Here is a 13,262-nt window from a genome sequence, read left to right on the forward strand (position 1 = left end):
TTCCTCTACGTTTTGCCCCAAAGGAAACCAAAAGAGGTTGTGTATTGAAAGTTGCTGATAAACAATACGCACCTCTCATCTTTACGAACGTCGGAGCCTTCCTTGTCCAAGCAAACTAATGCCGCTCAAGTCGGTGTAATTTGTGCCATTGCAGCGTATAGCATGTGGGGTGTTGCGCCTGTTTACTTTAAGCAGCTTATGGTGCTACCCGCTGCTGAAATTTTGATGCATCGTGTGATTTGGTCTGTTGTGCTTTTGGTTGCGCTTATTGCAGGGCTAAAGCAATGGCCTAAGGTAATGGCTGCATTTAAAAACAAACGCGTTATGCAAATACTGTTTGTGGCAGGGCTGTTGTTGGGTGCCAACTGGCTATTGTTTATCTGGGCTATCAATAACGACCACATTTTAGACGCCAGTCTTGGTTACTACATTAATCCATTAATTAACGTGTTTTTAGGCAGGTTGTTTTTAGGGGAGCGCCTTCGTACGTTACAACGCGTAGCGGTTGGACTTGCCGTTATTGGTGTGGCTATTCTCATTTTTTCATATGGCCAAGTGCCGTGGATAGCACTGGTGCTAGCAGGGAGCTTCAGTGTATACGGCTTGCTGCGCAAGCAGGTGGCAGTAGACTCGTTACCGGGCTTATTTATAGAAACATTAATGTTATCGCCGTTGGCCATATTTTACTGGGTATTCTATGGCTCACAATACAGCAACTTATTTGCAAACGATGTCGATTTAAACCTATTGATATTGGCGGCGGGTATCGTCACTACGGCACCACTGCTATGTTTCACCGCAGCAGCAAGGCGGATCATGTACTCCACGCTGGGCTTTTTCCAATATATAGGGCCAACGTTTATGTTTATTCTTGCGGTTTACCTTTACGGAGAACCTCTTGAGGGGGCACGATTAGTGACATTTGGGTTTGTATGGTTTGCGCTTATTCTATTTAGTGCTGACTCGCTATTTAATTATCGCCAACAGCGTAAAGCGCAAAGATTGGTTCCAGAATAATTAAAGCAAGGGTGCCTGCTCAAGTTGAGGGGCATCTGGTGTTTCAAACATTACGCGGTTGCGCCCGCTGTTCTTTGCTGCGTAAAGTTGTTTGTCGGCTAAGCTGAGAAGCTTATCTATACGCTGTGTGACGGCGCCGCAAACCCCAATGCTGCAGGTCACTTTAATATCGGTAGTTGGAAGACGTATAACTTCAGCCTCTACAACTTTCCTAAAGTCATCAAGCCGCTGACATGCTTCTTCCAAGCCCGTATGAGGTAAGTAGATACAAAACTCTTCCCCCCAAAGCGAGAAATGATTTCGTCGGGAAAATAAAATTCAATAAGTGCGGCCATCGCCTTGAGTACAATGTCCCCCGCATCATGGCCATGTGTGTCGTTGATAGACTTAAAAAAGTCTAAATCGATCAGGGCAAGTGCGTGTTCATGTGAAAGTTGTTGGTGTTGTACTGTAACCATATAAAAGAAATGGCGTCGATTAGGCAACCCAGTTAAGTAATCTGTGTTGGCGACACGGCGGATTTCCTCAACACTTTCGATGTACTCTACGTTTTGCATAACGCGGCACAAGAACTCTTCGTGGCAGTAGGGAACACGTAAAAAGTCGTTTGCTCCACTCTTAATAAAGTGTGCAGACATCAACATGCCTTTGCCGCCCGCAATGCCCATAATTGCCAACTGCTCTTTAGAGAAGGCCTTGCGTAGACTTGCGACAAACTGCGTACCCGTCATGTCCGGCAGAGTATTGTCTGTGATGACAAGCTTAATGTTATTGTGCTCCGCTAGGCGCTGCATAGCGTCTGTGGCGGTAAGGCATTCAAAGGCGATAAAGTTATGTCGCTGCAACAGCGATACCGTGCGCGTTCGTAGCACGCGATTAGTACTAACAACGATAACCCCTGTGGATTTGTTCTTTTCGAGACGACTGATAAGACGGCTCAAATAATCGTAGTTTTGCGAGTTTTCTTTGGGGACGTAGTCCACCACATCGCGTTCAAGTACTTTATCGCGAATGGCGCTATCTAAGGACTCAGTGGTGGCAATAGTAGGAATAAATGCATTCGCTGCAAAATCGATGGCTTGCCCTTGCTTAGCATCGGGCAGAGAATAAGCAACAATGGCACATAGAAACGTTTCAGGCATGTTTTGCTTAAAACGCGCGCGCCCTTCAATAAGCGATGTTGCGCCCACAGGCGTAAGCCCTGCTCGTCGCACAAGTTTCGCTATTAATTCAAGATTGCCTTCACCGTTTTCGATGATCAGCACGTTTTGCTGCATACATTTCAACTATGGTTTAGGCTACCTTGCCTTACATTAACGGTTACGCTTTCTCCAGCTTTGCGTAAGCGAGTACTAGCCATTTGCTACCAAACTCATCGAAGTTCACTTGAACACGCCCGTGTTCACCGCTTCCTTCATAGTTTAGTACAATGCCTTCGCCAAATTTACGATGCACCACACGTTGGCCCAATTGAAAGCCTGTTTCTTCAAAACTTGCATGCGACGTCGCTTGGCTAAATCGATTGTGCACAGGACGAGAAATCGTTGTTTTTAAACGTACTTCTTCAACACAGTCAGACGGCATTTCACGAATAAAGCGCGACGCTGTATGATACTTGTCCTGTCCATATAATCTACGACTTTCTGCATAAGTTATATACAACTTTTGCATAGCACGTGTCATACCTACATAACAAAGACGGCGTTCTTCTTCCATTCTGCCAGGCTCGTCGTTGGTCATTTGGCTTGGGAACATGCCTTCTTCAACCCCTGCTAGAAAGACCAGTGGGAACTCCAAACCCTTAGCCGTATGAATGGTCATCATTTGTACTGCGTCTTGATCGGTATCGGCCTGAGTTTCGCCAGCTTCAAGAGAAGCGTGTGCTAAAAATGCCGCCAGTGGCGTCATTTCTTCGGCTTCTTCAGGCACAATAAAGGTTTTACATGCACTGACTAATTCTTCTAAGTTCTCTAGTCGTGCTTGCGCTTTTTCACCTCGTTCCGCTTGGTACATGGCGTATAAGCCAGACTGACGAATAGCTTTATCAGCCTGTTGCTCAAGAGGCTCATCCAATGTTGCTTGCTCTAACTCAGTGATAAGAAGCACAAAGCTTTGCATAGCGTTTAACGCGCGGCCTTTAAAGCTGCCTTCATTGATTAGCAGCTGACATGCCTGCCACATAGAGCAGTTGTGCATGCGCGCAGCGTCTCGCACTTGTGATAGGGTTTTTTCACCTATGCCTCTACTGGGCGTGTTAACTACGCGTTCGAAGGCGGCGTCATCGTGCGGATGGCTAACCATGCGCATATAGCCCAGCGCATCTTTAATTTCTTGGCGTTCGAAGAAACGCAAGCCGCCATAGATACGATACGCCAACCCTTCGTGCAGTAGTGCTTCTTCCAATACCCGAGACTGCGCATTGTTGCGGTATAAAATAGCCGTGTCGCTTAGTGCATTACCCTGATTAAGCCAGTCCTTAATTTTTGACACGATAAATCGCGCTTCATCAAGTTCGTTGAACCCCGCGTATACCGATATAAGCTCGCCTTGGGCATCTTCTGTCCAAAGTTCTTTTCCTAATCGGCTAGGTGTTATTGTCGATAACCGTATTCGCCGCTTTCAAGATATTGCCTGTTGAGCGGTAGTTTTGCTCGAGGCGGATAGTGGCAGGGTCGTCAAAATCTTTTAAGAAATGCTGAATGTTGTCTACATTGGCGCCTCGCCAACCATAAATGGATTGGTCGTCATCACCCACAATCATGATGTTGTTATTGTCGCCGCTGCACAGCATTCGCAGCCAGGCGTATTGTATGTTGTTGGTATCTTGAAATTCGTCTACCAACACTGCTCGAAAGCGTCGTTGGTAATGAGCGAGTACGTCTGGATTTTTTGCCCACAATTCGTGTGCACGCAGCAGTAGCTCAGCAAAGTCTACCAACCCCGAACGGTCACAGGCGTCTTGATACGCTGCGTACACCTCACGCATAGTTTTTTGGATATGGTCGCCGTGCGTCTCGATATGCTGCGGGCGCAAGCCTTCGTCTTTGTTGCCATTGATGTACCATTGAATTTGTCTAGGTGCCCAGTGCTTTTCGTCTAAATTCATTGCTTTAAGAATGCGACGAATGAGGCGATACTGATCGTCAGAATCGATAATTTGAAAATTCTCAGGCAAGTTTGCTTCTGCGTGATGGGCGCGTAGCAAACGGTGTGCTAATCCGTGGAAAGTGCCTATCCACATGTTGTGCAAACTGCGCCCCATGAGTGATTCTATTCGACCGCGCATTTCTTTCGCAGCTTTGTTGGTAAACGTTACTGCTAATATCGAGAATGGCGCAATATTTTCGACTTCCATCAACCACGCAATGCGATGCACTAATACACGGGTTTTCCCGCTGCTTAGGCACCTGCCAGTACAAGCGCGTTTGATAGCGGGGCTGCTACTGCTTCACGTTGTTTATCGTTAAGCTCGTCTAGCAGTCGAGATACATCCATAGTGTGGCACCTATTTAGCAAATTTATATACAACAATGAGAGACCGCAAAGACGTTCAACATGCGTTTTCTATACTTAAGCGGTCAAAATGCTCAATGCTTATTATGCCAGCTGCCTGTTAATTTATACAGTCCAGTTTAACGTCGTTTTGGGCACTCAATCTATGCACTCACGGCGACTTGGAAACAAACGTAGATAAAAATATGCAAAACAGCAAAGCGTAATAACTAATAACGAAACAATTCGATAAGTTGATCGAAATTTACGCTTGTTGGGTACTACATCGGTATTGAAACGCAGTAAACTTAGGTAAACTCGTTACCTTCCATAGGCTTTCGCTCGTTGTTGGGCGCTGTGGCTTTTGTATATTCGCTATATGGCTGACAAGTACTTTGTCTCTCTATCGAGACGACAGCGCACTTGACGCAAGCAACGTTTTATTCACATTGGAACACGTTCATGAACGCACTTTCTACGCCCATCGATTTTTGGTCGACGCTTAAACAAGAAGCGCAAGTTGTTGCCGACAGCGAACCACTGTTGTCCAGCTACGTGCATGCAAGTGTGCTTGCCCATCATAATTTTGAGTCGTCGTTGAGCTTTATTTTGTCGAACAAGATGGCGGACGATGTGATGCCTGCACTTGCCATTAGAGAAGTGTTTGATGAAGCCTACTTACTTGAGCCGGGCATTAGTGAGGCGGCGATTGCCGATATAGTCGCTATAAAAAATCGCGATGCAGCGGTGAATGATTTTCTTACGCCTCTTATGCACTTTAAAGGCTTTCACGCCGTGCAGGTTCATCGTATGGCGCATTATCTTTGGGTTCATGGTCGCCATCAGCTAGCGCTTTTCTTGCAAAGTCGTAATTCGGCGAGTTTCGGTGTAGATATTCATCCGGCGGCGCGCATTGGTAGCGGTGTTATGTTTGACCACGCGACTGGTATTGTTGTGGGCGAGACAGCGGTGATTGAAGATAATGTCTCTATCCTCCAAAGTGTGACGTTAGGCGGAACGGGCAACGAGTCTGGTGACCGTCATCCGAAAATTCGACAAGGCGTGTTGATAGGTGCTGGTGCAAAAATCCTTGGTAACATTGAAATTGGCGAAGGTTCAAAGGTAGGTGCGGGAAGCGTTGTGCTTGATAGTGTTCCTGCACACGTCACTGTGGTGGGCGTTCCAGCAAAAGTGGTTGGGAGACCTAGGTTTGTCAAAGCCCTTGCGAATCGATGAGACAGAACGTGCTAGAAGATAACTCTCAGGTGTGAGGTCTTCTTTCTATAACTACGTACCTTAAAGCGCGAAAGGTTAAACGGCGTGCTAAGCCGCAGTTACGCAGTTTCCGCCCGCACTTTTAGATTGATATAGCGCGCCATCAGCGCGCTTGATCAGGCATTCTAATGTATCGCCCCGTTGCAATTGAGTTATGCCAAAACTGGAAGACAGTGCGATACCACCAATCTTAATTTTACTTATCGCAACTCTTAGCTTTTCTGCCAAGAGAAGCGCGTCTTCTTGCGCTATTGATGGCAGCAGCAAAACAAACTCATCACCACCAAAGCGCGCAAACACATCCGTTTTTCGAAGGTTTTGCTGTGTTACTAGACTGAGTTGTCTTAGCGCACTATCCCCATCGACATGCCCCAATTTGTCATTAATGTCTTTAAATTTATCCAAATCAAAAATAACAAAGCACAATGGCTGACACGACTCATGAGACTGGGCAATTTCAAGTGCAGATCGCTGTGCTAAGTAATCACGGGTGTAGGCTTGCGTGAGTGAGTCGATAAAAACGCGATCTTTAAGCTGAGCATTAGCTGCTTGAAGTTGTGGAATAGCAATACCAAATAACGCATTAGCCGCAATAACGTTCAGTGCAAATTGATACACTTTCACATGCTCCATTAAACCAAATAAATGCACGAGTAAGACAATGGTGACGCTGCTTATTGCTAAGCTAATCACATTGCGCTTTGAACTTTCGGTACAGGCAATCCACATGTGTGTTATGGCGAGGAAAAATATGGCGAACGCACTGTCTCGCGATTGGCTTACTTTGGCCAACAACATAACAAGGAAAATCAAAGTTAAGTTAAAAAGCACCTTCTTAAGAAAGCTTCGAGGGGCAGGTGATACGCTATTGGAAAATGCCAATAAGTCCACTTTTGAAACCGCGCAAATTTGAATAAGCATGCCTGTGAAAAGAGGCGCGAGTACAACCACGCCTGCCATATCGCCAATCCAAAATGGTAAAATGGCATCGCTCACGTCGTTCATTGGCATTTGGTTAGTTATGACTAAAGAGCCAATAACAAGTTGCGTCGCGATGAGCGATGAAAGACAACCAATGATTAAAAATGAAATAATAAGCTGAGGGGTAGTGACCTCCGGCTTTCTGAGAAGATGACCCAACAAGCTTGCCCCTGCAAAATAGGGCAGAATATGGGCAACACCAAACAGCAGGCCGCCCCACATAAGTTCGCTATTTGTAAGGTTAAGCCCGTAATGATGGCCATTCCATACGGTAATGACCACCGCGGCTATCATTATAGGTGTAAAAGCGCGAAGCCCTATAACGAGAAAACAAGAAAGGGTAAAACCAAGCAGCGGGGAACCACACACTGGCATGTTCAGTGTATTCAACAATGCGACCTATTTGCCATACGGCAAGCCACGACAAAACAATGAAAACGTCAAGCATGACGCCAGACAGTGTCCTGTGGCTCCATTTACCAAGCCAAGGAAAAACGTGATGCACTGCCTGCTTGTCTTCCTCTACAACGGGCTGCATGGCGTAACTACTAGTCTCTTCTGGAGAGCTTGATCGTGAGACCGCTTGTTTTTCCATAAGACCACAAAAACAACTTCATCTGATTTTAGTGTATCGTGGTGAGCGCCTGAAATCTACTCGCCTGTATAAGGTCAACACGCTCTAGCTTACAAAAACGGTGAGCTCATCGATTGTGGTTAGCTTTACATGGGGAAGCACGAATACTCGCTCGTGTGATAGCCGCATGGGGCGATTACAGGCAAACCAAGCTGCTTGGTATCCTGCATTGATTGCGCCGTATACGTCTTTGATAAGATTATCGCCTACGTGCAATATATGCTTGGGTTTAATTTCTAATATGTTGGCCGCTTCATCGAACATATCTTTAGCAGGTTTCATGGGGCGAGAAACACTTGCATGCAGAATAGTCTCGAAATATCCATTAATGCCAATTTTATCTGCATTAACATTGCCGTTGGTAATGCCGATAAGCGGAATGTGAGTGCTTACTTTTTGTAAGGTTTCATGAAAAATGGGGTCAAGTTTAAAATCACTTCTAGCGTCGTAGAAGCAATCGAAGCACTTATTTACCGCTTGGTTTAAGGCATTATCTGGTGAAGGAGTGATTGATAGGGAATTGGCTGGCGTACCAGATAGGGCAGCGGTCAGCACAACACGCCTAAGTTGACCCATATCAGAGGCAAGACGCGGGTCGCGTGATATTGCTGCGCGTTTTAATTCCCACCATTGTTTTTGCGTTAGCTTCGCCGCATCACTGTGGTGGGACTCGAGATAGGCCTGCAAAACACGCTCGGCATGGCGGATGATTGGCTCATTGTTGTATAAGGTGTCGTCAAGGTCAAAGGTCATGGCCTTAACCATTTCAAGCGGTCTAAAAAACTGCATGTAATGTGCCTTTATTTTTTATGTGCACGGGGATGTGCAGCATCGTAAACATTAGCAAGATGTTGGAAATCTAGGTGAGTATACACCTGAGTAGTAGAAAGGTTTGCATGTCCCAACAACTCTTGAACGGCGCGTAAGTCACCGCTTGATTCTAATACGTGAGTAGCAAACGAATGGCGCAATTTATGTGGACTCACTTTTTGAGACAGCGACTGCTGGTCAGCCATCTTATTCAGCTAGGTTAGCCACCTGACGGTTTGAAATACGTGTTTTTCGCTTGCTGACGAAGACAGCACTTTCATAGGGAGATGCATAGGCGGGGCGTACTTTTAGCCATGCATTAAGCGCCCGTTGAGCCTGTCGACCTAACGGTAAAATACGTTGCTTACTGCCTTTACCCATCACCCTTAACGTACCGTCTTTAAGACAATCTGCTAAGTTTAAACCTGTTAGTTCACTTAAGCGCAACCCGCATCCATAAAGCAATTCAAACATGGCGGTGTCGCGCAATTGCATGCCTTCATCGTCGTCGCTATTGGTGGAGGCGGTTGAACTAAGGAGCTGTTGCATTTCATCAACGCTAAGTTGTTTGGGTAAGGGCTTTCCTTGCTTAGGAGCTTGTATACCTTCAACGGGGTTGCTAAATAATTGTTGGTGGTCAATGAGATATTGGCAAAATGTTCTAAGTGCAGATAGGCGTAGCGCGATACTGCGCGCACTATGACCGGACATCTTTGCATCTGCCATAACCCGCTTAATGTCACTGGGGGTTAGCCCAGACCATTCGTAAAGGCCCAATAATTTGGCAACTTCTGTAAGCTGTCGCTGATAGTTAGATAGTGTATGAGGAGATAAACCGCGCTCTACTTGAAGGTGTAGAATGAATTTATCTAACCAATGCTGGCATTGCTCACTGATTATGGCGTCCGCAGACACTACGGTTAGTATCCCATCATTTCAGGCAAGATGATGTTTAGCACTTGCTGTAACTGTTGAAGTAACAGTGTATCCATGTCTGGGGTGAAGTGGCTGGCATCACTACTGCTAATTCCCAAAATACCTAAGTCTCTGTCATCACCAAGTAGCATTAACGCGACTGATTCAGCTGGGCTTTCACCAAATAAAAGCTGCCTTTCATGCTGTGAAAGTCGGCCAAAAAAGAAATTGGTGTTTTTAAATCGTTTTTCGGTAAACAAGCGTCGCTGCAATTCGGGTATTGCATGGGGGCCTTTAAAGCTTTTAATCACCGCTGACGATAGTTGCAGGCGCTCTTGAAGTACATCTTCAAGCGTAAACTGCACTTCGGCTACACTTTCACAGCGCAATAGCTGCACATTTAAGTCGGTGTAAACGCGATAAATTTTTTCATTTTGTTTGGCTATTGTAACCAGTTGAGTCAGTTTGTAGTTGAGCTGGCGAACTTTTTTACGCAACTGTTCACTTTGGATTTCTACCAAAGACACACTGCCTTTTTGTTCGTGTGGAAGCTTTATTTTTTCGAGAAGATCAGGGAACTGCACAAAAAAATCGGGGTTTTCCAATAAAAACGCTCTCACGTCCTCAGGTGATAATCCAGAGGTATCGGTAAAAGGCTCAATAATTTGTGTGGCGCTTGATTGCCCTGATACGTCGCTCATAAATTTATCGTTCCATCGTATACATGTTCAGCAGGGCTTAGGTCATCTTAAGTACATTGTCTGGCCCGGGCCAACGAATACGTAAACTGCCTCCAGGTAAATCAACCCGCACATCTTTGCCTAATTTACCCTGTATTTGGCCAATTGCAACAGCCGCGCACGCGCCACTGCCGCAAGCAAGGGTCTCTCCAGAGCCTCGTTCAAACACGCGCAACTTAATGTGCGATTCGTTTATCACCTGCATAAAGCCAACATTGACGCCTTCTGGGAAACGTTCGTGCTTTTCAACCAGTGGGCCAATTTCAGCAACATTGGCAGTATTAACATCGTCTACTTCCATAACACAATGCGGGTTTCCCATAGACGCTGAGCCAATAAATAGGGTGCTTTCACCCACTCTTAAAATGTAGGTGTTTTCTTGTTTGTTGGCTTTAAGGGGGATGTTAGCAGGCTCAAACTCAGGCTTACCCATGTTCACCGTTACTTGGCCATCTTTTTCAAGATAAAGCACCATTTTTCCGGCTTTGGTACTAACAACAATTTTATTGCGGTTTATAAGCCCTTTTTGTTTAACAAAGCGCGCAAAACACCGCGCGCCGTTACCGCACTGTTCTACTTCTGAGCCATCGGCGTTAAAGATACGATAGTGGAAGTCTTGTTCTGGATCGTATGGCGGTTCGACCATCAACAATTGGTCGAAACCAATACCAAAGTTTCGGTTTGCCAATTGTTGAATCTTTTCTTTTGAGAAAAACACGTTCTGCGTAACGTTATCAATGACCATGAAGTCGTTACCTAAACCGTGCATTTTTGAAAATTGAACCTGCATTAACAGCGCATCTATCTTATTTATTTGACCCTAGTTTACGGAAGTTTGTACTCACCTTTCCAGAGATCTTTTTGATTTTCTCTTTCTCGAACCACAAACACCTTGTCGCCATCAACCATAATTTCTGCAGGACGACAACGACTGTTGTAGTTAGAGGCCATTACAAACCCATATGCACCAGCACTGCGCACCGCAAGCAAATCGGAAGGTTCAATAGCGAGTTCACGGTCCTTACCGATAAAATCATAGGTTTCACACACAGGACCTACAACGTCATATTTTTGTGATGCAACGCTGGCTTCCTGTTTTACAGGTATGATTTTTTGCCACGCTAAATACAATGCTGGGCGAAGTAAATCGTTCATTGCGGCATCGACGATGGCAAAGCTTTTTTCCTCGCCTTCTTTAATAAACTCTACTTCTGTCACCAAAATTCCGGCATTAGCCGCAATAGCACGGCCAGGCTCGAGGATAAGCTTAAGGTTATCGCGACCAACCATTTTTTCTGCCATTGCTTCAGCATAAGCCTTAGGGTGAGGAGGCGCTTCGTCGTTATAGGTCACGCCCAAACCACCACCAACATCCAAATGTTCAATAATGATGCCGCGTTCGGCAAGTTCATCAATTAGCAGTAATAGGCGTTCTAGTGCATCGACGAATGGACCAATTTCGGTAAGTTGTGAACCAATGTGGCAGTCCATACCCACTACATTTAAGTGTGGTAAAGACGCGGCAAGCTCATAGGTTGCAAGAGCGCGCTCTCGCGCAATACCAAATTTGTTCGCTTTCAAGCCCGTTGATATATAAGGGTGTGTCTTCGCGTCAACGTCAGGGTTTATACGCAATGAGATTGGCGCTTTTACACCAAGCTCGCCAGCCACTTCATTAATGCGGTGAAGTTCAGGCTCAGACTCAACGTTGAAGCACATAATACCTTGCTGCAGCGCATAGTGAATTTCATCGTGCTTTTTACCTACACCAGAAAACACAACTTTGCTTGCATCGCCGCTGCAGCCTCAATAACGCGAGCTAGTTCACCTGCTGACACAATGTCGAAACCTGAACCTAGCTTGGCAAGTACACTTAAAACACCAATGTTCGAGTTTGCTTTTACGGCATAACAGACCAAATGCGGGTGTGCTCCAATAGCATCATTGAAGGCATGCCAGTGGCGCTCAAGCGTGGCGCGAGAATAAATATAAACTGGCGTGCCGTGCGTGGCGGCTATATCAGAAACAGCCACATTTTCAGCGTGAAGCTGACCTTGACTGTAAGCAAAGTAATCCACTAGTTCAGTTCTCCAGGTGTAAGTGCGGGCTTAGCATTAGGCACAGTGTTATTGCGCGTCGACGAGTCGTCAGCACTTGATGAGGTTGATTCTACAGGTGAGTTTTGCTCTGGCGCGTCAGGAATGTATAACGCACCTTTGTATCCACAGCCACATAATGCTGTGAGAGTAAGCAGAAGAACAACCGATTTTTTAAACACGAAAATACCCGCGAAGAAGTCGACAAATGCCGCTATCATCGCATTGCGGCGTCAAATTGCAAGAGCCAATAATCGTTCTCGTGTTTTATCGCCGTATTGCACATTTTTCCATAGTGCGTCACAGAGACTTTGCGTGTCCTTAAAGTTTCCTTTTTTGAGCCAGTCAATGAGCACATTTGGATCGTCTGGAAAAGCGATAGCCTCGTTATCTGGTGCTTCTAGCCACTCTTCGACAATGTCTGTGTCTAGCTGAAACAAGGTTTGACACAAGTCGAGTTTATTCAATGTCAGTACGTTAGACAGTTGCTCGAACTGGCCATGTAAAGGTTTGATGAGCAGTTTCTTACCTAATTGTAATGCTTCACTTGATAGCTCAAACCCACCGTTAGCAATGACGCCACTGCAATGTTGAAGGGCTTTTTGAAACTCTTTTTTGGATGTGGGATTCCAATGTATATGCTCTGCTTCACGATGCTCACTGATATCCGGATGAAAGCATTGGAACTCTTGATCGCTAAGCGGCTCTAGCATTTGCTGTACGTCGTCAACATCTTCAAACGGAAGGTACACAAGTACATGACCTTTTGCTAAGTGACAATGCGGGCTTGTCTGCAACAAAAGGTGGAATGATAGGTTGGTTAAAATGATACCAGTGCACGCCGAGTTGTAATTCAGTCGGGGCAAATATCTTCATCAGCAAGCTATCAAAGACCGTATTACCACTTTTGGGTACATCATAAGAGAAGGCCGCTTGGTGACTGATAGATATAGAGGGGATACCTTGTTGCTTAGCTGCCCATGCAGTGACGGGCTCAAAATCGTTTACGAGCAGGTCGTAATCACTGGCGTCAAAAGCTTTGACGTCTTTTATAAATTGACGAATGTTCGCTTCGCGTAGCGTGGCGAGTTTATCAACTTTACCGCCTTTAGTAATAAAACTAAGCCCGGAATAAGTGCGGTAGTCGCCAAACACATCCATATCAAAGTACTTTTCTGGTGCACGACCAGTGAATACAAAGTCTACCTTGATATCGTCTCGGTCGGCTAACGCCGCCGCCATAATTCGTGCGCGGGCAATGTGGCCGTTGCCAGTGCCCTGCACGCCATACAATAATTTCAT

The 13,262-nt window shown here is 45.7% G+C and carries 6 protein-coding genes and 7 pseudogenes; 2 read left to right on the top strand and 11 right to left on the bottom strand.

The annotated features are described in order from the left end of the window. The first annotated feature begins 102 nt into the window (after positions 1-102). A complete protein-coding gene (rarD, locus tag V6N89_RS00970) occupies positions 103-1,017 on the top strand; it encodes an EamA family transporter RarD (RefSeq protein ID WP_338519765.1) in 915 nt (304 codons plus the stop codon). Here rarD and V6N89_RS00980 read toward each other — a convergent pair. Together V6N89_RS00980 and uvrD are read right to left on the bottom strand one after the other, a co-directional pair. Further along, positions 1,018-2,294 (bottom strand): annotated as a pseudogene (locus tag V6N89_RS00980) (GGDEF domain-containing response regulator). A 43-nt stretch (positions 2,295-2,337) separates the two neighbouring features. Beyond that, positions 2,338-4,512, bottom strand: a pseudogene (gene uvrD / locus V6N89_RS00985) (DNA helicase II). 459 nt (positions 4,513-4,971) lie between these two features. Between uvrD and cysE the strand changes: the two are divergent. After that, positions 4,972-5,780: pseudogene (gene cysE / locus V6N89_RS00990) on the top strand (serine O-acetyltransferase). A 52-nt stretch (positions 5,781-5,832) separates the two neighbouring features. On the opposite strand, the gene V6N89_RS00995 reads toward cysE, so the two are convergent. The 9 genes and pseudogenes from V6N89_RS00995 to V6N89_RS01035 form a co-directional block, all read right to left on the bottom strand. Next, positions 5,833-7,047, bottom strand: coding sequence for a GGDEF domain-containing protein (locus tag V6N89_RS00995; RefSeq protein WP_338519768.1), 1,215 nt, complete (start codon positions 7,045-7,047; stop codon positions 5,833-5,835). After that, positions 7,007-7,360 carry a hypothetical protein gene (locus V6N89_RS01000; RefSeq protein WP_346993293.1) on the bottom strand — a complete coding sequence of 118 codons (354 nt, stop codon included), beginning with the start codon at positions 7,358-7,360 and terminating at the stop codon, positions 7,007-7,009. The genes V6N89_RS00995 and V6N89_RS01000 overlap by 41 nt, the downstream gene beginning before the upstream one ends. Before the next feature lie 84 nt (positions 7,361-7,444). Further along, complete coding sequence (locus V6N89_RS01005) at positions 7,445-8,188, bottom strand: HAD-IA family hydrolase (RefSeq protein ID WP_338519770.1); 744 nt, start codon at positions 8,186-8,188, stop codon at positions 7,445-7,447. Between the two features lie 11 nt (positions 8,189-8,199). After that, positions 8,200-9,124 (bottom strand): annotated as a pseudogene (xerC, locus tag V6N89_RS01010) (tyrosine recombinase XerC). 5 nt (positions 9,125-9,129) lie between these two features. Further along, the gene (locus tag V6N89_RS01015) at positions 9,130-9,825 is read right to left on the bottom strand and encodes a DUF484 family protein (protein WP_338519771.1); all 696 of its coding nucleotides are present in this window, start codon (positions 9,823-9,825) and stop codon (positions 9,130-9,132) included. Then, a pseudogene (gene dapF / locus V6N89_RS01020) lies at positions 9,822-10,654 on the bottom strand (diaminopimelate epimerase). The gene V6N89_RS01015 and the pseudogene dapF overlap by 4 nt, the downstream one beginning before the upstream one ends. A 35-nt stretch (positions 10,655-10,689) precedes the next feature. Beyond that, a pseudogene (gene lysA, locus V6N89_RS01025) lies at positions 10,690-11,942 on the bottom strand (diaminopimelate decarboxylase). Continuing rightward, positions 11,942-12,181 carry an LPS translocon maturation chaperone LptM gene (gene lptM, locus V6N89_RS01030; RefSeq protein ID WP_338519772.1) on the bottom strand — a complete coding sequence of 80 codons (240 nt, stop codon included), beginning with the start codon at positions 12,179-12,181 and terminating at the stop codon, positions 11,942-11,944. The pseudogene lysA and the gene lptM overlap by 1 nt, the downstream one beginning before the upstream one ends. Positions 12,182-12,193: 12 nt before the next feature. Beyond that, a pseudogene (locus tag V6N89_RS01035) lies at positions 12,194-13,262 on the bottom strand (MJ1255/VC2487 family glycosyltransferase).

The organism is Alteromonas gracilis (assembly GCF_036870955.2).
GTDB classification, from domain to species: Bacteria; Pseudomonadota; Gammaproteobacteria; order Enterobacterales; family Alteromonadaceae; genus Alteromonas; species Alteromonas gracilis_A.